The following is a 26,710-nucleotide window of genomic DNA, read 5'->3' as shown; positions in this document are numbered from 1 at the left end:
TTCTGAAAGAACACGGAATTAAGATTTAGCGTTCGTTATTCAGCAGAGCGAATTCTTTTTTTATCCGGGCTAGCAGTTCAGGATTCGTGATTACATCGCAAGCAGTCCATGCCAAAGTTCTCGCAGCCAGCAGCATTCCTTCCATGGCCCGGTCCTGCATCGCCAAATCGCGGAATTCTGGTGTATGCAAGGCATGCTTCTCGTCAATAACTTGAATGTAAGGATGGATAGCAGGGCAATGAAGCGATACATTTCCGATATCCATGGAGCCGTGATCTTCGCCTTCTGTTATATCTTCTTGTGAAATGCCAGCCTGCACCAAATTTGCGGTAAACGCATCGGAAAGTACACGGTTCGTGACCATTTCATCATAAGAAGTCTCATAATTGGAGGTCTCCAAACGACACCCGGCCTGTAAAGCAGCTCCTTCAGCAATTTGAATAACACGGCGAGTCAGCGGGTTCAGTTCTTGACGTGTAGTGGCTCTCACATAAAATTGGGCTGAGGCGTAATCAGGAATAATATTGGCTGCTTGCCCACCCTGATTAATGATCCCATGGATACGCACTGTACTTTTTACTTGTTGACGGAACGCATTGATGCCATTGAACGTTTGAATCACAGCGTCCAGCGCGTTAATGCCTTCGTGCGGGCTGGCAGCCGCGTGAGCAGATTGACCAAAAAATTCGAATTGTACAGCATCAATCGCCAGTGATTTGCCTGATTTTTCGTAACGGTCATAAGGATGCGTCATAAGTGCTATGTCGCAATCATCAAACAATCCGGCAGCGGCCATAGGGACCTTTGCACCGCGTGTTTCTTCGGCAGGTGTGCCATATACCCGTACTTCTCCACCAGTTTCGTCGATGATCGACTTGAGGCCGACGGCAGCACCAGTACTCATCATACATATCAAATGGTGCCCACAGGCGTGTCCTAGACCTTTCAGAGCGTCATATTCTGCCAGAAAAGCGACAACCGGCCCGGGTTTTGCAGCTTTGTAAGTTGCAATAAAGGCTGTTTCAATGCCCAATACAGGTGCCTGGACCTCAAATCCGTGAAAAACCAGTTCTTCTTTTAAACGGGCAGCGGCCAGAAATTCCTCGTTTCCAAGTTCAGGATTTGCGCCAATAAATAACGAAATGTCCTTAAACCGTGGGGCATGCTGCTCGATGGTCTGTTGAATGGTCTGTTTAAAATCCATGCTGAAAACTCCTTTATATAAGCTGTAATGTAGGTACTGCGTTAGGTATGCTGAAATTGTACTATAACATTCATTGCATAATCATGCATATTCATTTATAATGACACAATCTTATTTATTATAAAGAATTTAAGGAGAGAAAAAAAGATTGAAAAAGGCATATCGTTTTACCGCCCTGGTTTTGACGGCGGTTATCTTGCTGTTGACTGGTCTTCCCATGCTCAATGCATACGGAACGGAAGCAAAGCCACAGAAAAAACTTGTAGTGGGCATGAGTGCCGACTTTCCGCCGTATGAGTTTCATAAAGTCATTAACGGTAAGGATACCATTGTTGGGTTCGATGTGGATATCGCCAAGGAAATCGCCAAAGATTTGGATGCGGAGATGGTCCCTGAAGACATGAGTTTTGACTCTTTGCTGCCTGCTCTGCAAAGTGGTCGTGTAGACTTGGTACTGTCCGGTATGACACCAACGGATGAACGCAGAAAGAGTATTGATTTTTCGGATGTATACTATCGCTCCAAGCAAGTCATCATGGTACGCCCAGAGGATAAAGACAAATATCCGACGATGGATGCTTTGAAAGGCGAGAAGATCGGAGCACAAAAGGGAAGTATTCAGGAAGAGATTGCTCAAAAAGTGCCCAATGCCTCTGTAACTTCACTGGATAAAATATCTGACCTGGTACTCCAGCTGCGGACCCAGCGTGTGAACGCTGTCGTGATCGAAGATACGGTTGCTAAAGGATACACGTTAGACGGTACCGTAACCCTTGCCAAGGCTGTGCCTGAGGATGCGGGAGCAGAAACAGCTGTAGGTATCCGTAAAGGGAATGCAGAATTGCTTGCTTCTGTAAATAAAACGTTGGCTCGCCTGAAAGCAGACGGGTCGATTGAGAAGTTTTCCACGGAAGCGAGTGCACTTTCTGCGGATCGTCAGGTTTCTTCTAATAACATTGTAGATATTTTTTGGAAATACCGCAGTTTATACGCTACGGGTATCGGCTACACCTTGTTGCTGTCTGCGCTCGGAGTACTGTTCGGATTCATCATTGGTCTGATCATATCCTTGCTACGTATGAGTGGAGTACGCATCATTGAGTGGTTAGGTACCACTTATGTAGAGATACTGCGTGGCACACCTATGCTGGTGCAACTCATGATTATTCACTACGGGGTTGCTTTGACGCTGGGTGTCAATTTTACTCCACTCCAGTCTGGTATAATCACATTGTCTCTGAATAGCTCGGCATATCTGGCTGAAATTTTCCGTGCAGGTATCCAGGCAGTAGACCGTGGACAGATGGAGGCTGCCCGTTCATTGGGTATGGGACGAGGCAAAGCTATGCGTCATGTCATTTTGCCGCAAGCGTTTAAATCTATTTTGCCTGCTATCGGTAATGAGTTTATTACGATCATTAAAGAATCATCCATTATTTCGACCATTGGGATGGTGGATATTATGTATCAGGCCCAGGTCATTAAGAACATTACCTACGAAGGATTAAGTCCGTTCGTAATCGCAGCCGCTATTTATTTTGTAATGACATTCAGCTTGTCTAAGCTGCTGGGTTTATGGGAAAGGAAGTTGAGAGCCAGTGATCACCGTTAAACAACTGCGTAAATCGTTCGGCAAGAATGAGATTTTAAAAGGCATTGATATAGATATCGCCAAAGGTGAAGTCGTCGTCATCATCGGTCCCAGCGGTTCGGGGAAGAGTACGTTTTTGCGTTGTATGAATCTGCTAGAACAGCCTACGGACGGGGAGATTTTGTTTGAGGGCGAGCCGATTACAGCTCGTGGTCATAATATTAATGTAACCCGGGAGAAGATGGGGATGGTGTTCCAGCATTTTAATCTGTTCCCGCATAAAACAGTGTTGCAGAACCTGACGCTTGCACCAACGCAGGTTAGAAGACAGTCAGGGAAGGAAGCGGAAAAAATTGCGCTAGAACTCCTGCGTACCGTAGGGCTTGAGGATAAGAAGAATACCTATCCGAACCAGCTATCCGGTGGTCAGAAGCAACGTATTGCGATTGCGCGTGCTTTGGCCATGCAGCCGCACGTAATGCTGTTCGATGAGCCGACTTCTGCATTGGACCCTGAAATGGTTGGAGAGGTTCTGGATGTAATGAAGAAGCTCGCCGAAGGCGGCATGACCATGGTAATCGTGACGCATGAAATGGGCTTTGCCCGCGAGGTAGGCGATAGAATTATCTTTATGGATAACGGTCAAATTGTAGAGCAAGGTACACCAGAGCAGGTATTTGGTACTCCAAGCCATGATCGCACCCGTGATTTTCTTGCCAAAGTATTGTAAGAAAGTGCTGATATGAGCTATAAAAAAGCCCTCCGTTTGACGGAGGGCTTTTTCTTTTTTTGTCACCATTTCACCATATTTTCGTAACAAATATCGATTTCTTGGTGACAAAATTGTAACGAGTATAGTATGATGTTCAAGGTTCCCAACATTTTCATGCGGATAAGGTTACAAAATTGTGATATTATGCAGTAAGCCAAAACTTACCGGGACAGCATGCGGTTATGACAAACGCTGAATGCTGGGCCCAAACTATGGGAAGTGCGGGGGACGTAACAACGGCAGTCTTTCCGAAACGTCATAAGACGATATGGAATATGCCTAGGGGTGAATTGCACAAGCATAGGGCTTCTCCTGAGTCCGAATCCGACAGCTAACTTCGCAGGCATAACAGAGGAGGTACATATCTTTGAAACATCTAAAACATATTGGAAAAACCATGAAATTTGCGGTGCTTGCCGCAGCCATTGCAGGGCTGGCACAGACAGCTGGAGTAGCGGATGCTGCTTCGCTTCATACTGCCAAAGATGGCGATACCTTCTTTTTGCTTGCTCAACGTTATGGAGTATCAGTGGACGAGCTGACGAAGGCGAACCCAAACATTGCCTCTAACAATATATATGCAGGTCTGCAAATTAAGGTACCTGGTGAAAAAAGTGTGAATGCAGCTTCGGATTCGAAGCCTCAGCTTCTTACGGAGAAAGCACCAGCGAATGAGGGGCCAACGATTGAAGCGTGGGGCAAAACATTTAACTATAGCAAAATAGTTGACGTTAAGGCTACTGCGTATTCTGCCGCAGCCGATGAGAATGGTAAATGGGGAGCAGTGGACTACTACGGCAATCCGCTTAAACTAGGTACAATTGCGGTAGACCCGAACGTCATTCCGATGGGCACGAAAGTGCTGGTTACAGGCTATTCCCACCCAGGTTTGCCGGATCATTCTTTTGTAGCTGTCGCTCGCGATCAGGGCAGCGCCATTACAGGAAAACGGATTGATATCTTTATTCCTGGCAACAAATCATTTGTGAACGACTTTGGATTTCAAAATGTGAAGCTATACGTTATTGATAAATAGCATTATACGTATATACGGTTTAATTAAACATAATATATATTATGTAAACTTAATGCCTGTATCCTACCGCATATAACTAGGTCAGACTCTTATCAGGTCCTATCCATAAAAAAGGCTGTCTTGACGAGCAGAAAACTTCTGCTGGTAAGACAGCCTTTTTACGTTGCTTTAGCTTGTAGCTCAATCATAAACATATGGTTATTTCTGTTCCGATGTGTGGAGTAGCCGGGGGACTGTCACAAATTTGTAGCCCTTAGCTTTTAGAGAGTGAATTAGACCCGGCAGAGCTTGGACAGTGCCTTGCAAGTTGGAACTTTGACCTCCACCTGCGTGCATTAAAATAATAGAGCCAGGCCCAGTAGCTGGGATCACATTGCGCTGAATTTGTGTTTTACTTAGTCCCTTCCAGTCGAGAGAGTCTACATTCCAATTGACAATCATGTAGCCATGACGACGTGCCCACTGGATTTGAGGCTCCGTGATTTCACCGTAGGGTGGACGAATCAACTTGGGGCGAAAACCTGCGCTGGCTTGTAAAATACGTTCTGTTTTTGTAATCTGGTTGCGAAAGCGTTCTGGTGTGGCCTTCCTAAAATCCGGATGAGTATAGGAATGGTTTCCTATAGCATGGCCTTCACGGATAATACGGCGTATGATCCCCGGATGCTTTTCCGCACGGTGACCGACGATGAAAAATGTAGCTTTGATGCCATTGGCGTGTAATACGTCCAAAACCTGCGGCGTATACCTAGAATCGGGCACATCATCAAAGGTTAGGGCAATTTGGCGGGTGTGTGGGCCGCACATTTTAAAAATGTCCGCATGTTTTTTTCGCAGCATTGCTAATGTAGGAGTTGCTCGATCTGTGCTCTGTTGTACAGAAGAAGCAACAGCTGCTTCCTTGGGATGGGGCGTTCCGATGTTGGGAGGCGCATCCGCGTGAACGGGTAAACTTGAAAATGCTAGTAACAGTGCCAAGCCTGGCAACACTCCCCTGTACGGCATATGTATCCCCCCTTTCCGTGCAGTGATACCTAGTGGTGCTCTCGACTATTATGTACCTGTCCTATTAAAAATATGCTGGTTACCAAGTTCGGCTCATAAACGACTGGAAAGAAGTCCACGATGAAACGATTATCAATGAAGATGATGGAGCTAAACGCACATATTCTCTTAAACATGACCGAAAACAGGAGCATTTTCGCAAGTTTTAGCCTTACAACGAATTCGGTATACCGTGACAGCTGGTGTATAATGGGGATGCAATTCATAATTATACAGACATGGAATTGAAGGAAGGATGGATAAAAGTGACCGACTTGTTTACTCCTTATCAATTAAAGGGGCTTTCTTTAAAAAATCGGATTGTCATGCCCCCGATGTGCCAATACAGCGTGGAGGCCAAGGACGGAAATCCAACGGATTGGCATCATGTCCATTATGTGAGCCGGGCAGTAGGAGGCACTGGACTTATTATTGTGGAAATGACAGCGGTCCATCCAGATGGACGTATTACAGATCGTGATTTGGGTATTTGGAGTGACGAACATATTCCTGCATATCGTAAGATTGTAGAGGAAGTTCACAAGTATGGTGCCAAAATTGGCATTCAACTAGGCCACGCTGGACGCAAGGCTGAAGATGCTGAGCAACCTGTAGGTCCTTCCTCGATTCCTTTTAGCGAACGCTTTAAAGAGCCGCACGCCTTAAAGACAGCTGAAGTCAGGGAACTGGTTCAGGCATACAAAGAAGGCGCGCGCCGCGCGGTGGAAGCAGGTTTTGACACGGTCGAGATACATGGCGCTCACGGCTATCTGATCCATCAATTTCATTCGCCTTTAACAAATGCCAGAGAAGATGAATATGGGCAGGATTTGTCACTGTTCGGTGTTGAGGTCATACATGCTGTTAAAGAGGTTCTTCCTGCTGATATGCCTGTGCTTATGCGGATATCTGCCAAAGAATACGTCGAGGATGGATATAATGTGGAATACATAACAGGCGTAGGGGAACGATATCGTGATGCGGGTGTGGACATTTTCCATATCTCTTCTGGTGGTGAGGGTCCGATTGGTTCTGGCGGAGGCCCGTCTGCGCGTGCCGGCTATCAGGTGGATTTGGCTCATACCATCCGTGAAAAGCTGAATGTACCTGTAATTGCTGTTGGCTTACTGGATGATTATGAGGACGCCCGTCGGGTTGTTCAGCAGAAAGAAGCTGATCTGGTAGCAATAGGCCGTGCCATGCTGCGTGATCCCTATTGGGCGCTGCATGCATCGCGGGAGCTAAAAGTACAGGCCGACATCCCAGAGCCTTATTTGCGCGGCTTTTAGATATTTTTGAAACCCTCTTTGCAAAGCTTGCGTAAACATGTGTACAGAGCTTAAAATTTAAGCATTCAACTCTAGGAGGAACTTCACATGTCTATTTTCAAACGATTAAGAGATCTTACGATGTCCAACATTAACGCCATTATTGACAAGGCAGAAGATCCAATTAAAATGACGGATCAATACATTCGTGATATGCAAGAGGACCTGGAAGATGCAGAGAAAGCGGTAGCCGCTCAAATTGCTATTGAAAAGAGATTCAAACAGCAATACGAAGAACAGGCTGCTTTGGTAAAGAAACGCGAAGAACAGGCACATACCGCTGCAAAAGCACAAAATGTAGATCTGGCTCGTCGCGCGCTGGAAGAAAAGAAATCTGCTGAACAAAAAATGAATGAGTTCAAAGCTGGTTACGAACAGAACAAAGCTGCAGCCGATAACCTGCGTGGCAAGCTGGATGAAATGCGCAGACAGCTGACAGAAATGAAAAACAAGCGCGAGACACTGGTTGCCCGTTATAATGCAGCTAAAGCGCAAACTGAAATTAACAAAGCTATGAACGGTTTTAGCTCTGATACGGCAACTGCCGGATTGAAGCGTATGGAAGAAAAAATGCTGCAAGCAGAAGCACGTGCCGAAGCGAGCAACGAAATGTCTTCTAAGGAAAAATCGTTGGATGAGGAGTTCAAGGAGCTGGATAAGAAAAGCGCCGTGGACGATGAGCTTGCCGCTTTGTTGAAGCAATACGAAAATAAATAAGAACATTTTAGCAGTGCCGCCAAGGGTGATTGCTCAGGAAGCGAAGGAGAAACGTTTTCTCCTTCGCTTTTCCCTGCCTGGAGGCGTAAAACATTATATGAAGGTCAAGAAGATGTGGAGGATGGTATGAAATGCATTTTTTAGAAACGATGAAAGCAATGCTTGTATGGACTGGTGCGGGGGCTATTTTGATCTTCGCATTAATGTATGTCGACTCTTTATTTACGAAGTATAAGGATTTTGCCGAAGTGAAGGCTGGAAATATGGCCGTAACGGTACGAATGATTATGAAGTTAGTTGCACAAGGCTATATCTTGTCAGGCTCTATCGCTACAGCTAATAATTTGCTCGAAGCGCTTGTGTATTCTGTGATTGCCTTTGTCATCCTGCTTGTTTTGGAAGTTATTGTACGTCTGCTGTTGCGGTACTGGGCTCAGTTTGATCTGGATAAAGGGACACAGGAAGGTAAAATTGGTTTCGGTCTGTTTTCAGGAGCGCTGCATCTGGTTGGCGCCTTGATCATTACAGCATGCTTCTAGGCTAAGAAAGGCAGGAATATAACCATGGGTGTGTGGAAACGAATTTCAAATCTATTTGCTAAGCCGGAGCCGCCGAAAGCAGAGAAAAGCATGCTTCACTTAAATCCAGGTGATATCTGTGAAGTGTCGCTTGTCACCTATGAAGTGGTAGGTCGTGTACATAATCGTGCCCGGAATGCCGTTGTTTTGACGCTTCAGGATGGTAATCAAGTCAGTTATCTTCATATTGAGGAACGGGAAACACTGCAATTTGGACTATATCAGGCCATCGACGGCAGACTTGACAACCCTGAGGAAGTGCCGACCATTTTAGAGTTGGATGATACAACGTATCATTTGGAGGAGCAGTATTCTGGGCATGTTACCGTCATGGGCCGTGCTCCTTTCCGACAGGGTGGAGAGCAGCATGTGTGGCAGTACCAGTCTGATGATTACCATCTGTTGCGAGTAGAGTGGCAGGACGGTCGCTTTATGCTTTATGAAGGAGAAGAAGTGATTACCGGAGACGTCAAGGTTATTCGGGCAAGCTAGGAGAGGGTTACACATGAGCAAACGCACCTGGCAGTATGCATTAAAGGTCATTGTGGCGCTGAGCTTGTTCGTATCCGTGTTAAGCGGCTGCGGCGCGCCAAGTGTAAAAGATACGTATCCGCTGGAATCGGTTAGTGGCAGCGGAAACTCGACCTCGTATGTATACCGGGCAGCTGGCAAGACAGTCCCGGAAGTAGCGGAGGAATTGAAAGAACAGCGTACACCGGAACAAATGTCACCGCAGAGCAATGAGCGGATGTTTCTGGTATATAGCGATGAGTGGTACCATTTGCAGCAAGATCCAGCTAAGAAGGAAGATACACTCATTGAAATTGACAGTAAAAAGTATGTCGAACAAAATTACAGTTCAAGCTTTCTAAAAGGATACTTAACCGCAACTGTGCTAGATGCTCTGTTTGATTCGTTGCGTGGTTCAGGCTCCTATCGAGGCTACTCCAGCAGAGATGTATACCGACCTTCTCAGGGCCAATATCGTGCTCCTACGGTGCAGGAGAAAAAGGCGATTCCGCCAATTACGGTGGAGCGGAAAGGTTCGGTTACCCGTAGAGGAAAGAACTCGGATTCTAGCGTTGGATCAAGCGGAAGTTTGTTCGACAGAGGGTCCAGCAGTTCACCGAGCAGAGGCTCGATTTCACGTGACCGGAGCGGCAGCGGCGGTTCCAGCATATTTGATTCGCCGCGTAAATCTTATAGTAAGCCCAAAACACGTAGTGGTTCAGGTAAAATCAGCCGACGAAGTCGACGATGACGGGTATCGTCAATTTATTTGAAAACAAAAGATTTGCGGAACTGTGGTACTGATGCACAGTTCCTTTTTTTATTTTTAGAGATGATGTTGGTGATCATCTAGCGGCACAGCCAAACCTACACTTTTATGGATATAATAATGTAGAGATAATCAAAACTTTGTTTGATTGAAGGGATTGAAAATTAAATGGTACTATCTATTTCTTGGCCAGATCTTTCACAAAGACCATTTAATCTAATGGTGGAACGAAAAATGGAGTGTTCTCCGAATGTCCTGTATCAGGCTTGGACGAAGCAGTTTGACAGTTGGTTTGCAGCCCCAGAATCAGTATTAATGGAGGCTGAAGTGAACACGACCTTCTTTTTCGAAACGCATTTTGAGGGGAAGCGTCATCCACATTACGGAAGATTTCTAAGACTTGAGCAAAACAGACTTATCGAGCTGACTTGGGTTACTGGCGAAGGCGGTACCAAGGGAGCTGAAACAGTTCTCACTGTTGAGCTTAAACCTCGCGGTAATGGCACGCATCTTTACTTAACGCATGCAGGTTTACCAGACGAGAATTCAAGAAACCAACATGAGCAGGCTTGGCCGCTTGTACTTGAGCAGCTCGACAAAAGGATGATGCCAGATAGATAATTCAGAAGGTTCCAGGCTAAAACTGCAACAAGAGGACGATTTTAAAATCGTTCTTTTTATATTTTTTGATGACAAAAATAAATATTTACCTTACATAAAAACAAATATTACCAGTTTACTAGATTATTTCATTGCCACATCTAATAGTAAAATATACAATTACAACAGGCGAAATAAGAGGATGGTGTATCTGTGTTATCTGCTTTTTTATATATATCACTTGGTGTATTCGATGCTTTGGCCGCTGTTATTTTGGTCTTAAAGCTTTATATGCTTCCCGTGAGGGAATATCGTAGAAAAATATTATTTTATGCAATTGGCATAGCTTTGTTTTCCTTTCTAATGAGGGAAGTTATAGGCTTGCCTAAATTAGATTTGCCGCTTCAGTATTTGTTAATGGTTATCTTTTTTAGATTTGGTTTAGGGATCAAAACCCATCTAGCAGCTTTTTCTGCTGGTTCTGGTCTAACGGCCTACATTAATTTACAACTTTTTGTATTTCTGTTTGCGTATTTTTTTGGAGTAGCAGAACCAGGTGCTATTAATGATACTTCTGGCTCTTCTATTTACGTTATTCAGTTAACTTCTATTATTATTGCGTGCTTTATTTCTTATATAATGGGAAAATATAACTTTGGTTTCTCGTTTATAATTCAGCCTCCACATGATTTTTTAAGAGCTGAAAATTACTTATCATCCCTAAATAAAATGTTGATTCTAGGTGCTTTAATATCAGCTGTCACCATTTTTATTACTTTGTATATGCTCTATAGCTCAAATACCATAGGATTACTATCCATTTCATTGCTTACTTTCGGCGTGTCGTATTTCTTTTCAGAGAGAGGAGATTATGAGGATGCTAGAAGCGCTATCACGGTACATCGCAACGGAAATAAAAAAAGCTGATCCTGATGGTCCAACAAGTGTAGAAGTGATGGAATATGCGCTTGGTATAAAAATTACCGAAGTGTCTTCGATACTAATGGTTGCGATTATAGCTTGGATGACTGGGCATTTTTTGGGGTCGTTATTAGCTCTAGTAACTATCATGTTTGTAAGAAGATTTTCAGGAGGGGCACACTTCAGTAATCTTACATTTTGTGTCTGTTTTACAACGGCAATATGTGTAACTATACCTCTCGTCTCTTTAAATTTATCAACGATTTTGATTATTAATGCTTGTTCAGTATTAGTGTTTTTAGTTTATGCACCCAATCATTTTATTTATATTCATAAGACCAATAACCACAAATATTATAAAACGGTATGTGTTTTGATTTGTGCGGTGAATTTTTTTGTACAATCCCACATAATATGCTTATCTTTAGCTATTCAAGCATTCAGTATTCTTCCTTTATGGAAAGGAGGTGAACGAAAATGGATAAGAAATTGGCGAGAGCTTTAAATTTAAGACTGGGAAAATACGCTAACGAATCTACCAAAAACGAAAAAACAGTATTTGGCGCTAAACCGATACCGGCAGAGCTCAAGAAAAAAGAAAAGAACTGATTATGTACCGCGTTACTCTAGACATTGTTCTTATACGATCGGGGTAACTGCACAGGCTTGTAAGGAAGCTTTTCAGCTATCACGACTTGGTTTTGTGAGATCGAGTCTAACGCATTTGGAGGTACGATTCGAAGAATCTGACTTCACTTGCTCTATGTCTCATAATAAGCTTAAAGCACTTATAAAGTTATGGAAATGACCCGTGGAATTCACGGGTTATTTTATTGCCAACATACTTATATAGTAAGCCCAAAACACGCAACAGCACGGGGAAAAGCAGCCGAGTTTGACGTTCTAAACTCCGCCCGGATTTGCCAGATAACGGTTTTAGCGTTATAACAGAAAGAGGGCATTTTAGAAGAACGGAGTGAGATTATGAATCATACATCATTAAACGCAGAAAAATTCCAGCGTAAAGCAGTTCAGGTGGAAGAGGCACAAAGCAGGATAGCTAGCTATGTTAAACAGGGTGAAAGGGAAGACGTAGAGCTGGAGCAGGCGCATGGACGTTATTTGGCGATGGATTTGACCGCACCACACCCGTATCCCCGTTTTCGTCGCTCAGGTATGGACGGTTATGCGATCCTAGGCTCGGACACCGAAGTGTGTTCGTCCGGTCAGGAAATCTGGCTACATGTGATTGATGAAATTCCTTGTGGCACCGTATCGGACAAGCGGGTGGAGACTGGAATGGCTGCCCGCATCATGACAGGAGCGCAATTACCTGAAGGAGCGGACACGGTTGTCATGCTGGAAGCGACACAGCTGCGTGAAGAAAACGGACAGACATATGTCGGCTTGAAGAAGCGTATAGAAGTTGGCAAAAATGTGACACAGATTGGTCATGAGATTCAGGAAGGTCGGCTTTTGCTTAGTAAGGGAACCTGCCTGGGAGCAGGGCACATCTCGGTACTGGCTACTTTTGGAGTACACCGGGTACCTGTTTACAGGAAGCCAAAGGTGGCCGTTTTTTCTACAGGATCGGAATTACTTGCAGTGGATGAGCCGTTACAACCGGGGAAAATTCGAAACAGTAATACATATATGTTGGCTTCTCAAATTAGAGAGGCAGGAGGAGAGCCGTTTATTTTACAAGCCATTCATGATGATTTGAGCCTTGCCCGTACTTCTGTACGTGAAGCGATAGCTGCCTATGATATCGTGGTCACGAGTGGAGGAGTATCAGTGGGGGATTTTGATATTATGGGTGATCTGGTACGACAGGAAGATGTGAATATGCTGTTCAACAAGGTTACGATGCGTCCAGGAAGTGTGACCACAGCCGCAGTGATTGACGGCAAGCTGTTATTTGCGCTTTCAGGCAACCCCGGTGCGTGCTTTGTAGGCTGTGAGCTGTTTGTACGGCCGACGATCCAAATGATGGTATCTTCGGCACATCCATATTTACAAACCTGGACGGCGAAGTTAGGCGCAGATTATACGAAGGTAAACAACTATACACGCTTTGTACGCAGCTCTCTGGAGATACGTGGTGGACAAGTATACGCGATTCCTGCGCGAGTAGATGAATCCAGTGTTATGGTGACCATTAAGGACAGCGACTGTCTGATCGTGATTCCTCCCACAACAGAAGGATTACGCGAAGGTGAAGAGGTGCGTGTACTGGTGTTACAAGGTGGACAGGTGACGTGAATACGAAACATCCATTTGTATGTCAAATCGTCGGATTCAAAAATACGGGAAAAACGACCTTTCTCGGAGGATTGATTCGTTATGTGCAGAAGTCAGGTCTACGCGTAGCAGTGATTAAGCATGATGGACATGAATTTGAAATGGATCATGAGGGTACAGATACGTTCAAGCACCGACAGGCGGGTGCTGAAGGCATAGCTATTGTTTCGGCTGGAAGAACAGCCATTTTAGAGGAGAATAGTCAGCCTGTCACCGGACTGATCCGGCATTTTCAGGCCTATGATTGTGTGTTGCTAGAAGGCTTCAAGCAAGAGGATTATCCGAAGCTGGTCATGGTGCGGGAACAATCGGATGCTCAGCTTACCGATAAGCTGACAAATGTACAGGGAGTAGCGGTTTGGGAGCATCAAATGGATTGGGCTCAAGGTCACTACTCAGATGAAATGATACAGATATTTCCTGCCGAGGCCAACGGACCCGCAGGCCGCTGGCTACTCGAACAGATTCAAAAGCAGATAGAAGGAATGAGGAATGAGCAGGGGTGAGACATCAATCGGCTGAGTCGGTTAGAGTCTCTACCCGCCGTTCGATCGCCTGAGACATGGTTTTGTCAGTCAGGTGAGCATACACTTCTGTTGTTTCTGTCGAAGCGTGCCCCAGCTGTTCCTTTGTTTTGTAAATATCATTTTGTAAATAATAGTCAGTAGCAAAGGAATGACGAAGCTTATGCACGGTAAGGTAAGGCTTGCCGAACCGTTTGGCGTACTTAATGATCATTGCCTGAATCGCTCTTTTGGTCATTCGTTTGCCTTCTGTACTGCCGTTAGGACGTGTGACAAAGAGAGCCTTTTCTTTTTTTGGAGCGCGGTAACGGGTATGTCTCAGGGACAAATAAAGTACGAGATCATCTTTGGATTGCTCGCGGAAATACACCGGCGTTTTAAAGGTTTCGTCGTTATTGCCTTTGCGGTACACATATAATAGTTTATTGTTTATGTCTAAATCGTCCAGATTCAGATTGACGATTTCAGATACGCGCAGGCCTGAGTTCAGAATGAGGCTGGCGATGCAGGCATCCCGTTCCTTATTTAGTTCATAGGAGTATAAAGCCTGCTTGTTATCGGCCAAATCTTGACCATAGCCTTCATAAATATAACCGATGAATTCAAGCAGTTCTTCCTCTTCCAGTATTTTACCTTTAAGCTTAGCCGCCGTATCCTTGGGTTTATGTATACGCTTGATTTCGACCTTAGCCATAATGTTGCGTTTGAGCAACGGATAAAAATTTTCATCCTCAGCGATCTGACTTAAATAATGAAAAAGCGAACGCAGAGACGATAGCTTACGTGAAATGGTAATACGGGAGTTGGAGCCTTCGCGCTTAGTAGACAGGAATAATCGAAAGCCTGTAATACTGTCCATATGAAGTGTCTCCAACTCTTCCAGTGTAACTTGGGCATTCGTTTCTCCGGTGGACAAGCCTTCCGCGCGAAGCCATGAAAAGAAAGCTTCGTAATCCCGCACATATTCTAGTAATGTGGAAGGGGACAGGTCGGGCAGCTTATAATCCATAAATTGCTGCACGTACCATGGTAATCCCGGCATTTTTTCATCTAGTTTGCGCCGGTCGATGATCTTTTGTATATTCATTGAGTTCCACCTCGTCCGGTCATAATATATATGTATTTTAGCATATTTTGAACAGCACTGGATGGGATGTAATTCGAAGTTAAAGAACAGATTGAACCGCCAAGAGAGGTGAAAGTATGGGGTATAATATCAAATCGGAACTGAAGCTGTCTATTAAGAGTGTACCGGAGTCGCAAAAGGACATTATTGTACAGCTCATGCAATTTTATTTATATGATTTTACAGCCTATCTTCGAATTGATGTCACTGAGAAGGGGACATTCCCGGCTTATCCAGACTTGTATCAATATTGGACGAGCGGTGAACAGAAGCTACCTTTTCTGATTTGGAGACAGGATATTCCTGTGGGTTTTGCACTCGTTGACCGAATGTCCAGCAATCGAGAAGCTGACTACTACATGGCTGAGTTCTTTGTACTTCGTCCTTATCGGCATAATGGGGTTGGGACTTGGGCGGCTCATAAGCTGTTTGGACGTTTTAACGGACGTTGGAAGGTGACCCAAATGAGCACGAATAGGCCGGCACAGTCCTTTTGGCGTAAGGTGATTGGAAGCTATACGAAAGGTGAGTACAGGGAACAGACACATCCGGTAAGAGGGAATATCAGTCAGTTTTTCAATACCTGAAAAATTCGAAATAGAAAGTAAGTAATGAAAAAGAGTCGAGGAGAGTATCCTATCGGCTCTTTTTTTGTTGTCAATTCAAGTCTTCTATCCATCTATAGAGCATTCCAATTAGAACCTGCATTGACACTATAAAAACGCAGGTATACAGTTATTAACATAATTCATATATATCTGATTGGAATTATCAACAATGAAGCATAGGCTCCAAAAATGCAATGTAATCATAACATCACCCATCAGATCGGAGAGTGTTTTTAGGTGAAACGAACAAGTCGATTTGCAAAAATGGTAGCTGTAACCCTGTCGATGGTGCTGGTCTTATCGGCATGCTCGAGTAATAGCGGGGCCAATTCTACGAATACTGAGGCGAATGCAGCAGGAGGCGGGCAAGCTGCAGAAGGTGGAGATCTTACCTATGCACTGGCAACATCGCCGGATTCACTGGACCCGCATAAGAGTGGATTGGCAGTAGCATCTCGGGTATATCGTGCGATATTCGATAACTTGGTGGTAAAGCTACCGGACAATACGATTAAGCCTTGGCTGGCAAACGAATGGAGTGTTTCCGAGGATGGCAAAAGCTATACATTCAAGCTGCGCAAGGATGTTAAGTTCCATGACGGAACCCCGTTCAATGCGGAAGCCGTTAAATTTAGCTATGATCGAATTATTGATCCGCAAGCCGTAGTAGGTAATGCCGCTAACTTGCTGGCTCCCTATGAATCCTCACAGGTGATTGACGAATACACGATTAAATTGAATCTGAAACGACCATCGCAGGCTTTTTTGAGCAATTTAAGTGTTCCGGCAGTAGCCATTGTTTCACCGGCAGGAGTTAAAAAATATGGAGATCAATTCGGTAAGCATCCAGTGGGTACAGGGCCCTTTAAGTTTGTAAAATGGGACGAAAATGCAGAAATCAAAATCGAACGTAATCCGGATTACAAATGGGCACCGGAAACTATTGAGAATCAGGGAGCGCCGTATTTGGACAGCGTGACCTTTAAAATTGTTCCGGAGGAGGCGACCCGGATCGGCAGTGTGCAGAGCGGGCAGGCTTTGGCCGCTGAAACCGTCCCACCGCAGAACATTTTGACGTTGAAGAGTGACCCTAATTTCCAATTGTTGCAGGTCAATACCCTAGGATTGCCATATACACTGTTCATTAACCAAAAGAAGACACCGTGGAATGAATTAAAGGCGAGGCAGGCATTGCAATATGGTATTGATGTGGGGACGATCGTCAAAACGCTGTATCTAGGAACTTATGAACAGGCTTGGTCGCCACTCACTCCAGGTATTTTTGGATATGATAAATCACTGGAAAACGGCTTGCAGCCTGATCTTAACAAGGCCAATCAGTTACTGGATGAGTTGGGGTGGAATAAGGGAACGGATGGTTTTCGGGTGAAGGATGGACAACGTCTTACGCTGCATTATGTAGACGGCACTCCGAACCGTGAAAAACGGAACGACATTGCAGCCATTATTCAGCAGCAGCTGAAGAAAATCGGTGTTGATGTGAAGATTGAAATTACCAAGGATATTGCAACAGTTGTATATACGAACGGAAACTATGATTTCTACGGAAATAGCCAGGTCAATGTGGACCCGAACGCTTTATATGCTTTTTACCACACAGCGGCAACAAATCAGCGGCCTACACTGCCTAACTTCTCCAATCCAGAGGTCGACAAGCTGTTGGAGCAGGGAGCTATTGAACAGGACGATGCCAAGCGGGAGGAGATTTATAAAAAGGTGCAACAGCTAATACGTGATCAGGCCGTCATCATTCCGATTTATGTTTTCCCTTATACGGTTGGAGCAGCCAAGTCAGTGCAGGGTCTCAAATTCGATTTAGTGGGTTATCCGCTCTTTAACGATGTGCGTATTCAAAAATAGTATTGCTAAGTAATTTCTGGGGACCATCCAGTAGGGAAGGAGTGTGGGCTATGATCAGAGCTGTTGCAGAAAGACTGGTTACTTCTTTGTTGGTCATTCTGGGTTCCTGTATTTTGGTATTCAGCATTTTGTATCTGCTCCCGGGGGACCCGGTAGATTCGATTCTTGACCCTTCAACGGCCACGCCAGAGATGATCGCCAATTTGCGTCATAAGCTGGGAGTGGATCAGCCTTTTCATGTTCAGTTTTTGAACTATTTCGGAAATCTGCTACAAGGTGATTTTGGAAAATCACTGCTCAATGCTGATCCGGTGCTGCCTAAAATATGGGTCAATCTCCCGCCTACACTGGCGCTGACGCTTGCCGGTTCTGCTATTTCGGTCATTATCGGTGTCCTGCTCGGAGTGCTGTCGGCCATTCATCGGGATAAGCCGATTGATATCATCGCACGAATCGTTGGATTGTTCGGCATTTCTATGCCCACATTCTGGTCAGGCATTCTGCTGTTGCTTATTTTCTCCATTCACTTGGGATGGCTGCCTGCTATGGGCTCGGGCGGTTGGAAAACTCTTGTGCTTCCGTCTCTCACTTTGGGCATTGTCGGTGCAGGGTTCATTGTCAGAATGGTGCGTAACAGTATGCTGGAAGTCATTAATGAGCAGTTCATCGTAACGCTCCGTTCCAAGGGTTTGTCTGAGAAGGTTATTATGTATCGCCATGCGCTACGCAATGCGTTGATTCCAGCGATAACGATGATCGGGATGCTAATGGGAGAAATGCTGGCCGGAGCAGTTGTGAGTGAGACGGTATTTTCACGGCAAGGCATTGGACGTTTAATTGCGGACGCAATTATGGCTAAAGACTTACCAGTTGTGCAGGGAGTTGTATTGTTCTCTGCCATCATGTATGTGATCGTAAATCTACTGGTGGATATATCGTATACGTTCATTGATCCAAGGGTTAGACGCTCGGCGTAAGCTGGAAGGATTCAGGGAGGAGGAAGTCGGTTGAGAGAAACAATGGCTGCCAAAACAATTTGGAAGGAAAGAAAGCTGCGGGTAGCTCGGCAAACTGGAAGGTGGCGGCTCGGTGGAGTGTCGGATGGGTTCGTATATGCGGCGGGACTGATTATTGTGTTCGTAATCGTCTGTGCGGCGTTTCCACAATGGATTGCTTCTTATGCACCCACAGAAATGTTAAGCGACCATATTTTACAAGTCCCAAGTGCTTCTCACTGGTTCGGAACGGACTATTTTGGGCGGGATGTATTCAGTCTGGTTGTTCACGGAAGTCGGGATTCTCTGTTTATTGGCTTCATGTCGGTACTCGTCGGCGGTCTGGTGGGTGGAATTATTGGTGCGCTCTCAGGTTACATTGGCGGTACAGTGGATTCGATACTGATGCGATTTATTGATATTTTGATGACTATTCCCGGAATTCTGCTGGCTTTGGCGATTGCGGCGGCTCTTGGCCCAAGCTTGTTCAATATTGTGCTGGCGGTAGCCATATCTGCTGTCCCCGGTTATGCAAGAGTTATGCGAGGCCAAATTATAAGTATAAAAGGACGTTCTTACGTCATTGCTTCGCGTTCCATCGGAGTTACACCTTTCGGCATCTTTTGGCGTCATGTGCTTCCTAATTCCTTGTCCCCTTTGCTCGTGATGGCGACGCTTGGCATCGGTAGCGCTATTTTGGCCGGATCGGGATTAAGCTTTCTGGGACTTGGCACGGTAAAGGAAATTCCAGATTGGGGAACAGTATTGTCTCAAGGACGAGGATATTTGACAGTAGCTTGGTGGATATGTACCTTTCCTGGCCTAGCCATTACGTTGTTTGTGTTGTCAGTCAATATTTTGGGCGACAAGCTGAGAGACCAGTTGGACCCGAAAAAGAACGCAAACTAGCATCAGGAAGCCTATTCTTAAGTGCTATAGAAGGAGGGAGTTCGTTTGTCATCATTGCTGGAGATTGAACATTTGTCGGTCGATTTTCATACTAAAAAAGGTTTGCTGCAAGCACTCGACAACGTATCACTGACGATCAGGGCGGGAGAAACGGTCTGCCTCGTCGGTGAATCTGGCAGCGGAAAAACGATTACCTCCAAGGCGATTATGCGGCTAATCGATTATGAGAACGGACGAATTGCCCAAGGACAAATACGGTTGCAGGGCATAGATTTGACCGTTTTGTCACAGCAGGAATTACGCTCACTTCGTGGTAAAAAGATGGCGATGGTATTTCAGGAGCCGATGTCGGCGTTTGATCCGGTGTACACTATCGGGTATCAGCTGATAGAAATCATCATGGAGCATGACCGGAAGACACGAAAGCAAGCATGGGCTCATGCGGTTCATTTGCTGAACAGGGTAGGGATTCCTGAACCGGAAATTCGTATGAAGCAGTACCCCGGAGAACTGTCCGGTGGGATGCTGCAACGGGCGATGATTGCAATGGCACTTTCATGTGCCCCTGAGCTGCTAATAGCGGATGAACCAACAACGGCGCTGGATGTAACGATTCAGTCACAAATTTTGCAATTGCTTCAGCAATTAAAGACAGAATTCAACATGTCGATTCTGTTGATTACGCATGATTTGGGTATTGCGGCAGAGGTTGCGGATCGAATTGTTGTGATGTATGCCGGTCGAGTTGTGGAGCAAGCAGTAACGGAAGAACTGTTCGAGCTGCCATTGCACCCTTACACTAGAGGGTTGCTTCGTTCGGTGGCAACACTGGATACAGATCGCAGCAGCAAGCTGTTTTCGATCCCGGGGGCAATTCCGAGCCTGAGTGCATTGCCTTCCGGCTGCTTGTTTCACCCGCGTTGCCCGCATGCGACAGATCAATGCAAAAACGAAGCGCCACCGCTGGTAGCCAAGGATGAACGCGAGGTAGCTTGCTGGCATTCGGAGCAATTGGCTGCGTCCGACGAGTGGCATATTACAGAGCTATCGGTGAAAGGGCAGATCACGGCAGATGCTGTTGCAAAGGCAACCGAAGTAAAGGAAGAATTGACGAACGTATCTGCTGTTGATGGGGCTAAGGTGAGCAGTCATGGCGTACAGGTAAAGAACTCCCCTAAATCCAATGAGACTATCACGGAAACCGTCCAGAACAAGCAGGACTTGTTTAGAGTGGATGGAATTCGCAAGTATTATCCGGTGAAAAAAAGCTTTCCCGGTCGGACGGGTGCTTCGATCCGGGCGGTGGATGATGTATCGTTCTCAATCCGGCAGGGCGAAACCTTTGGATTGGTCGGAGAATCCGGCAGCGGTAAGTCTACTTTAGGCCGGCTGCTGATGCAGCTGGAACGTCCGACCTCAGGGCAGGTATGGTTCCAGGATCGGGAGCTGACACGTTTAGGAAATTCTGAGTTGCGATCCGTTCGCCGTGATATGCAGATGATTTTTCAAGACCCCTACGGATCACTTGATCCACGGTGGAATGTGGGAGATATCATAGGGGAGCCGCTTGCGGTTCATGAAGGGTTGTATGGCAAGGCAAAGCAGGAACGGGTGGAAGAACTCCTGAGCGCTGTTGGATTATCACCTTCGCTGGTTACGCGGTTTCCGCATGAATTTTCGGGAGGACAGCGGCAGCGAATCGGGATAGCCCGTGCCATTGCTCTGCAACCGCAGTTTATTTTGGCGGATGAGGCAGTGTCGGCTTTGGATGTTTCCGTTCAGGCGCAAATTGTCAATCTGCTTCAGGACTTACAGCGTAAGCTGGATACAACCTATTTGTTTATTGCACACGGATTGCACATTGTCCGCCATATTTCAGATCGGATAGGGGTTATGTACTTGGGGAAACTTGTAGAAATTGCGCCAAGTGACGAGTTGTTCAGGCATCCTGTCCATCCGTATACCCGGGGGCTTGTTGCCTCGATACCTAACCCAAATCCGAAAAACCGTCGGGAGCTAATTACGGTACAAGGTGAGATTCCTTCGCCTGCGAAGCCGCCATCCGGCTGTCGTTTTCATACCCGCTGTCCACTAGCGACCTTGCGTTGTCGTGAGGAAGCACCTGAGCTGACAGCAATTAGCACAGGACATTATGCCGCTTGTCATTACCCGGCCTAGGTTCAACCCCTTCCTTTGATCTGCTATCGGCATGATAAGAGAGCTACATTCTACAGGCCGTTCATGGTAAGATAAGGATAGAAGTATATAAATTCAATAGGAAAAGAGGGTATTATGCTAGATAAATGGGTTCAGGAATTAAAAGATGATGAACAAGAGCTGATTGCGTGGAGAAGACATCTACATCAGCATCCCGAGCTGTCTTTTGAAGAAACGAATACGTCTGCATTTATCGCCGATCAATTGCGCTCTTTTGGTATTGAGGTAAGAACGAATGTGGGTGGAAACGGTGTGCTCGGGTTTTTAGAAGGCGGTCAGCCAGGTAGAACGATTGCATTTCGTGCTGATTTTGATGCACTTCCCATTCAGGATGAAAAGGATGTGCCTTATAAATCGACCGTTCCGGGTGTTATGCATGCCTGCGGACATGATGGTCACACGGCTGCGTTACTTGGAGTGGCACGCGTGTTGAGCCATAACCGTGAGGCGCTGAAGGGAAAGCTTGTGTTTATTTTTCAACATGCGGAAGAAAAACCGCCTGGCGGAGCCAAGTTTATGATTGAGGATGGCTGTCTGGATGGGGTAGAGGCGGTATATGGTATTCACCTCGCATCTGAAATTCCTTTTGGTAAAATTGGATTAAAGAGTGGGCCTGCGATGGCGGCTGTCGACGCGTTTACGATCCAGATCAACGGTAAAGGCGGGCATGGCGCACGACCGCATCAGACGGTGGACTCTATTGTTATCGGCAGTCAAATTGTGAACGGGTTGCAGCAGGTGGTTAGTCGCAGGGTGGACCCTATTGAATCAGCAGTGTTAACGATTGGGGTATTTCAAGCTGGAACTGCCTTTAATGTGATTGCAGATAAGGCTAAAATTGAAGGCACCGTACGTACGTTTAATAAGGAAGTGCGTAAGGAAGTCGAGAATGAAATTCGCAGTATCGTCAAGGGGTTGACTGAGGCTTATCATGCCGGATACGAAATTGACTATCTGAATGGCTATCCTTCTTTGGTGAATGCCGAAGCCGAAACGGAACGTGTACGCGAGCTCATCGGCAGACTGTATGGAGCAGACGCTTTTTTGGATTTGAAGCCGGTCATGGGAGCAGAGGATTTTGCTTATTATTTGGAGCAACGACCGGGAGCCTTCATTCATGTGGGTGCACGCAATGAGGATGAACGAACGCATTTTGCTCATCACCATCCTCACTTTGATTTTGATGAGCGGGCATTGCTCGTCTCAGGGCATATTTTTTTAGCACTGGCGCTTGAATACTTGCAATAATAGGCATATGTTTATGACTGAGGACATATTAACGAAGCTGGAACCGCGCATAGCGCGGTTTTTTGTTGTAAATCAAAGTATTTTGACACCCATAAAGAATGAAAATCAAGTAATTAATTCACTATATGAAAAATTCATAATAGAATTAAATAAAAGGTATTAACTCTGAAGGAAGTTCAAACCTCCTATTATAAGCTGCGGAGCAGGAGATAAAATTGTATTATCTTGATTTTTCGCACAAGGAAATGGGAAAAAGATGACGAATCTATTGAGCAAGACACCCATGTAAGCGCTAACAAAACGAGTATTGCACCATATATATTGGTTGAATGGGGGTGAGCCAAGAATACACTTGTCATATTTGTGAGAAGCAACGATAACGATAGGAACGAATTCAGAATCGGCTGATTACTTTGATCTCAAAATGACTCGCATATTCAATTGATAATGAAGAAGGAGGTTGAATTCATTGACTAAGGCAAAAAACAGGTTGAGAATTGCTTGTTTGGCGCTTGTGGTAGCGGGTGCTTCCTGGACAGGAATGATAGCGCCGACTCATGCTGCTCCAAGTGACGATTACAGTTGGAAAAGTGTGGTTACGGGTGGAGGAGGTGGTTTTGTACCTGGCATTATTTTTAATGAAACGGAAAAAGACCTGATCTATGCCCGTACAGATATTGGAGGAGCTTACCGCTGGAATGCTGCCAATGAGAGTTGGATTCCGCTGACGGATTCTGTGGGCTGGGAGGATTGGAACAAAAATGGTGTCGATGCACTAGCGACTGATCCTGTTGATCCGAATCGTGTATATATAGCTACAGGTACGTATACTAATTCATGGGATAAACAAAATGGGCAAATTATGCGTTCCACCGACAGGGGCAATACGTGGCAGACAACCAAGCTTCCTTTTAAGGTGGGGGGCAATATGCCGGGGCGTTCAATGGGTGAACGTCTGACGATTGATCCAAATAAGAATAATATTTTATTCTTTGGAGCTCGAAGTGGTAATGGACTATGGAAAAGCTCTGATTTTGGAGCAACTTGGAGCAAGGTAAGCAGTTTCCCGAATCCAGGGACGTATGTACAGGACCCTTCCAATGAATATACCAGCGACATTGTCGGTTTAGCGTGGATCACCTTTGACAAAAAAACAGGCTCTTCCAATAAAGCAACGCAGACGATCTATGTAGGTGTTGCAGATAAAAAGCAAAGTGTCTATCGCAGTACAGATGGCGGGACAACCTGGTCTGCTATAGCGGGACAGCCTACGGGCTATTTGCCACATCACGGTGTGTTATCACCGGACGGCAATCTATATATTTCTTATAGCGATGGAGCAGGTCCATATGATGGATCAAAGGGTGAACTGTGGAAATTGAATACAGCAAGCGGGCAGTGGACTAACATTAGCCCCATAGGTAGCAGTAGTGCGGACAATCATTTTGGATATGGTGGACTGACGGTGGATGCCCAGAAGCCAGGTACAGTCATGGTTGCTACGTTGAATGCCTGGTGGCCGGATGAAACGATTTATCGCAGCACTGATAGTGGGGCAACTTGGAGTCCTATTTGGGAATTTGATGGTTATCCGTCTCGTAAGCTAAAATACAATCTGGATATAAGCGGTGCGCCTTGGCTGACTTTCAATGCCAACCCTGCTCCACCGGAAGTATCGCCCAAGCTGGGGTGGATGATTGGAGATCTGGAGATAGATCCATTTAATTCAGACCATATGTTGTACGGCACCGGAGCTACGATTTATGGCTCTAAAAATCTGACCAATTGGGATAAAGGCGGAAAGCTGGATATTTCAGTAGCCGCTAAAGGGGTAGAGGAAACGGCAATTTTGGATCTGGTGAGCCCTCCAACCGGCGCGCCTTTGGTGAGCGCAGTAGGTGATGTCTCTGGATTCAGACATGACGATTTATTCAAGGCTCCAGCTAAAATGCTGGATAATCCGACCTTTACAAGCAGCGAAAGCATTGATTATGCCGAGCTGAATCCTTCTTTTATGGCCCGAGTAGGTAAAGCGGATTATAAAAAAGATCCAAATGCCAAATCCATCGGTTTTTCCAATGATGGAGGAGCCAACTGGTATAAAGCAAATAGCGAGCCTTCCGGTACAGCAGGAGGAGGCAGCATCGCCGTAGCAGCAGATGGTAATGGCTTGCTGTGGAGTACATCAGACAAAGGTGTGTTCTACTCCAAAACTGGCGGCAACTCATGGACAGCAAGCACAGGGATTCCAGCGAATGCAAAGATCGTCTCTGACCGAGTGAACCCTAATAAATATTACGCATTTGCCTCCGGGAAAATATATGTGAGCACCAATGGAGGCGTATCCTTTACGCCATCAGCGGTAACTGGCTTGCCGACAGCAGGCAATGCTGATATTGATGCTGTACGAGGAGCAGAAGGAGATGTATGGTTCGCCGGAGGCTCCGAGGATGGAGGGCCGTATGGCTTATGGCATTCCAATGATTCCGGCGCTACGTTCACCAAGCTCTCTAATGTGCAGGAAGCGGATTTTGTAGGCTTTGGTAAGGCAGCGCCGAACCGTACGAATGCAGCGGTATTTATCGTTGGTAAAATTGATGGTACACGTGGATTTTACCGTTCGGACGATGCTGGCGCAAACTGGGCGCGCATTAATGATGACAAGCATCAATATGCTCGAGTGACCAAAATTATTGGGGACCCTCGGGTTTATGGACGTGCTTATCTGGGAACGAATGGCCGTGGCATTCTGGTGGCAGATCGTGTGGGTGGTGATCAGCCATCTACCGGGCAAGCAAGTATTACACCAACGACTGCAACCTATGGATTGAATAACAGCAATACGGATCTTACTGTCAAGCTAACACTTAACGGCAATACGTTAGAAGCTATCAAGCAGGGGAGTGTGGTGTTGAACAAAGGTGAAGATTATACGCTTAGTGAAGAAACAGTCGTTCTTACCAACAAGTATTTATCTAAACTTCCTAAAGGAGAGACAGCACTAAACTTCCATTTTAGTACAGGTAATGATGTGTTGTTTACGATTACGGTGAAAGGGGATACGCCAAGTGAGCCGGGAACAGGCGAGGGCGTTCTGAAGGTGCAAACCTTCAATGGGAATGTATCCGCCACAAGCAATACAATCAGTTCCAAATTTAAAATAACCAATACGGGAACCTCATCAATTTCCCTAGCAGACGTGACATTGCGTTATTATTACACCATTAACGGGGAGAAAGTACAAAATTTCTTCACGGATTGGTCGAGCGTCGGTACAGGGAATGTGATTGCTAGCTTCAAAACATTATCCAATGCGAAGCCAGGGGCAGATTCTTATGCAGAAATCGGGTTTAAATCGGCTGCGGGTTCTTTAGAACTCGGTCAAAGTGTGGAGTTGCAAACCCGGATATCCAAAGAGGACTGGAGCAGTTACACACAAACCGATGATTATTCATTTAATCCCACAGCAAACAGTTTACAAGATTCTGCTAAAATAACCGCTTACCTGTCTGGAAGCAAGCAATGGGGAATTGAGCCCTAAACCTTAATAAGGATAATCCTAAGTCAGCCACTCTAATGAGTGAGCTGGCTTTATTTTTGACGACCTGTTGTCCCGCATTCTTTTTTTGGGGAAAAAGCAACGACAAGTTGAAAACAGCAACTAATAGAGATTCAAATTAAATTGTATGATTATTTCACTATATGAAAAATTCATAATAGAAAAAAACTCTTTCTCGCATACGATCTCCACAAAACAAACACACCACTTTAAGTAGAAAAAAGAAACAATAACACGAACACACGTTCCCTTCATCTTGAAAAAGAAACGCT

General features: G+C 45.5%; 24 protein-coding genes and 1 riboswitch. Of the genes, 21 read left to right on the top strand and 3 right to left on the bottom strand.

All coding sequences use genetic code 11. The features are described from left to right. Nucleotides 1-25: 25 nt before the first annotated feature. Nucleotides 26-1,204 (bottom strand): M20 family metallopeptidase, encoded by a 1,179-nt coding sequence (locus JOE49_RS19375; RefSeq protein ID WP_209942492.1) that lies wholly within the window; start codon nt 1,202-1,204, stop codon nt 26-28. Nucleotides 1,205-1,352: 148 nt separating this feature from the next. On the opposite strand from JOE49_RS19375, the gene JOE49_RS19370 reads away from it, so the two are divergent. The 3 genes from JOE49_RS19370 (at nt 1,353) to JOE49_RS19360 (ending at nt 4,603) form a co-directional block, all read left to right on the top strand. Beyond that, nucleotides 1,353-2,816: an ABC transporter substrate-binding protein/permease gene (locus JOE49_RS19370; RefSeq protein WP_023988953.1), complete on the top strand. Its 1,464-nt coding sequence runs from the start codon at nt 1,353-1,355 to the stop codon at nt 2,814-2,816. Next, nucleotides 2,803-3,525, top strand: coding sequence for an amino acid ABC transporter ATP-binding protein (locus JOE49_RS19365; RefSeq protein WP_013310491.1), 723 nt, complete (start codon nt 2,803-2,805; stop codon nt 3,523-3,525). The genes JOE49_RS19370 and JOE49_RS19365 overlap by 14 nt, the downstream gene beginning before the upstream one ends. A gap of 234 nt (nt 3,526-3,759) precedes the next feature. Continuing rightward, a riboswitch (cyclic di-AMP (ydaO/yuaA leader) is annotated at nt 3,760-3,928 on the top strand. A 6-nt stretch (nt 3,929-3,934) separates the two neighbouring features. Continuing rightward, complete coding sequence (locus JOE49_RS19360; RefSeq protein ID WP_023988952.1) at nt 3,935-4,603, top strand: 3D domain-containing protein; 669 nt, start codon at nt 3,935-3,937, stop codon at nt 4,601-4,603. A gap of 198 nt (nt 4,604-4,801) precedes the next feature. Here JOE49_RS19360 and JOE49_RS19355 read toward each other — a convergent pair whose 3' ends face one another. Continuing rightward, nucleotides 4,802-5,608 carry a polysaccharide deacetylase family protein gene (locus tag JOE49_RS19355; protein WP_023988951.1) on the bottom strand — a complete coding sequence of 269 codons (807 nt, stop codon included), beginning with the start codon at nt 5,606-5,608 and terminating at the stop codon, nt 4,802-4,804. 305 nt (nt 5,609-5,913) lie between these two features. Here JOE49_RS19355 and JOE49_RS19350 point away from each other — a divergent pair, with 305 nt between their 5' ends. The 11 genes from JOE49_RS19350 (at nt 5,914) to mobB (ending at nt 13,877) form a co-directional block, all read left to right on the top strand. Continuing rightward, complete coding sequence (locus JOE49_RS19350; protein WP_023988950.1) at nt 5,914-6,936, top strand: NADH:flavin oxidoreductase/NADH oxidase; 1,023 nt, start codon at nt 5,914-5,916, stop codon at nt 6,934-6,936. An 87-nt stretch (nt 6,937-7,023) separates the two neighbouring features. Beyond that, nucleotides 7,024-7,692, top strand: coding sequence for a PspA/IM30 family protein (locus tag JOE49_RS19345; protein WP_013310486.1), 669 nt, complete (start codon nt 7,024-7,026; stop codon nt 7,690-7,692). A 131-nt stretch (nt 7,693-7,823) separates the two neighbouring features. Further along, a complete protein-coding gene (locus tag JOE49_RS19340; protein ID WP_013310484.1) occupies nt 7,824-8,231 on the top strand; it encodes a DUF350 domain-containing protein in 408 nt (135 codons plus the stop codon). A gap of 24 nt (nt 8,232-8,255) precedes the next feature. Then, nucleotides 8,256-8,762, top strand: coding sequence for a DUF4178 domain-containing protein (locus tag JOE49_RS19335; protein WP_007432513.1), 507 nt, complete (start codon nt 8,256-8,258; stop codon nt 8,760-8,762). Nucleotides 8,763-8,775: 13 nt separating this feature from the next. Then, a complete protein-coding gene (locus JOE49_RS19330; protein WP_025722664.1) occupies nt 8,776-9,531 on the top strand; it encodes a DUF4247 domain-containing protein in 756 nt (251 codons plus the stop codon). 186 nt (nt 9,532-9,717) lie between these two features. Next, entirely contained in the window at nt 9,718-10,170 is a 453-nt protein-coding gene (locus JOE49_RS19325) for an SRPBCC family protein (protein ID WP_209942490.1), read from the top strand. A gap of 192 nt (nt 10,171-10,362) precedes the next feature. Further along, nucleotides 10,363-11,076, top strand: coding sequence for a hypothetical protein (locus JOE49_RS19320; RefSeq protein ID WP_076159564.1), 714 nt, complete (start codon nt 10,363-10,365; stop codon nt 11,074-11,076). Beyond that, the gene (locus tag JOE49_RS19315; RefSeq protein WP_076159567.1) at nt 11,027-11,575 is read left to right on the top strand and encodes an accessory gene regulator ArgB-like protein; all 549 of its coding nucleotides are present in this window, start codon (nt 11,027-11,029) and stop codon (nt 11,573-11,575) included. Before JOE49_RS19320 ends, JOE49_RS19315 begins: the two co-directional genes overlap by 50 nt. Beyond that, the gene (locus JOE49_RS26700) at nt 11,548-11,679 is read left to right on the top strand and encodes a hypothetical protein (protein ID WP_023988946.1); all 132 of its coding nucleotides are present in this window, start codon (nt 11,548-11,550) and stop codon (nt 11,677-11,679) included. The genes JOE49_RS19315 and JOE49_RS26700 overlap by 28 nt, the downstream gene beginning before the upstream one ends. A 375-nt stretch (nt 11,680-12,054) precedes the next feature. Continuing rightward, nucleotides 12,055-13,332 (top strand): molybdopterin molybdotransferase MoeA, encoded by a 1,278-nt coding sequence (locus JOE49_RS19310; protein ID WP_209942488.1) that lies wholly within the window; start codon nt 12,055-12,057, stop codon nt 13,330-13,332. Then, a complete protein-coding gene (mobB, locus tag JOE49_RS19305) occupies nt 13,329-13,877 on the top strand; it encodes a molybdopterin-guanine dinucleotide biosynthesis protein B (RefSeq protein ID WP_028541693.1) in 549 nt (182 codons plus the stop codon). The genes JOE49_RS19310 and mobB overlap by 4 nt, the downstream gene beginning before the upstream one ends. Nucleotides 13,878-13,881: 4 nt before the next feature. Here the strand turns inward: mobB and xerS are convergent, their stop codons facing one another. Further along, nucleotides 13,882-14,982, bottom strand: a complete 1,101-nt coding sequence (xerS, locus tag JOE49_RS19300) for a tyrosine recombinase XerS (RefSeq protein ID WP_023988943.1) — start codon at nt 14,980-14,982, stop codon at nt 13,882-13,884. A 116-nt stretch (nt 14,983-15,098) separates the two neighbouring features. On the opposite strand from xerS, the gene JOE49_RS19295 reads away from it, so the two are divergent. The 7 genes from JOE49_RS19295 to JOE49_RS19265 all read left to right on the top strand — a co-directional run bounded on the left by JOE49_RS19295 (nt 15,099) and on the right by JOE49_RS19265 (nt 26,420). Next, on the top strand, nt 15,099-15,608 hold the full coding sequence (locus JOE49_RS19295) for a GNAT family N-acetyltransferase (protein ID WP_209942486.1): 510 nt from the start codon (nt 15,099-15,101) through the stop codon (nt 15,606-15,608). Between the two features lie 285 nt (nt 15,609-15,893). Continuing rightward, the gene (locus tag JOE49_RS19290) at nt 15,894-17,510 is read left to right on the top strand and encodes an ABC transporter substrate-binding protein (RefSeq protein WP_209943668.1); all 1,617 of its coding nucleotides are present in this window, start codon (nt 15,894-15,896) and stop codon (nt 17,508-17,510) included. A gap of 50 nt (nt 17,511-17,560) precedes the next feature. After that, nucleotides 17,561-18,487, top strand: a complete 927-nt coding sequence (locus tag JOE49_RS19285) for an ABC transporter permease (RefSeq protein ID WP_076265280.1) — start codon at nt 17,561-17,563, stop codon at nt 18,485-18,487. Between the two features lie 30 nt (nt 18,488-18,517). Then, the gene (locus JOE49_RS19280; protein ID WP_209942484.1) at nt 18,518-19,414 is read left to right on the top strand and encodes an ABC transporter permease; all 897 of its coding nucleotides are present in this window, start codon (nt 18,518-18,520) and stop codon (nt 19,412-19,414) included. 45 nt (nt 19,415-19,459) lie between these two features. Beyond that, the gene (locus JOE49_RS19275) at nt 19,460-21,592 is read left to right on the top strand and encodes an ABC transporter ATP-binding protein (RefSeq protein ID WP_209942477.1); all 2,133 of its coding nucleotides are present in this window, start codon (nt 19,460-19,462) and stop codon (nt 21,590-21,592) included. A 114-nt stretch (nt 21,593-21,706) separates the two neighbouring features. Then, complete coding sequence (locus JOE49_RS19270) at nt 21,707-22,879, top strand: M20 metallopeptidase family protein (RefSeq protein ID WP_075154263.1); 1,173 nt, start codon at nt 21,707-21,709, stop codon at nt 22,877-22,879. 469 nt (nt 22,880-23,348) lie between these two features. Continuing rightward, nucleotides 23,349-26,420, top strand: coding sequence for a X2-like carbohydrate binding domain-containing protein (locus JOE49_RS19265; protein ID WP_209942475.1), 3,072 nt, complete (start codon nt 23,349-23,351; stop codon nt 26,418-26,420). Nucleotides 26,421-26,710 lie beyond the last annotated feature (290 nt).

Source organism: Paenibacillus sp. PvR133 (assembly GCF_017833155.1).
Classification (GTDB): Bacteria; Bacillota; Bacilli; order Paenibacillales; family Paenibacillaceae; genus Paenibacillus; species Paenibacillus polymyxa_B.
Note: the sequence above shows the minus strand (reverse complement) of the source record. Positions and strands in the feature narration are given on the sequence as shown.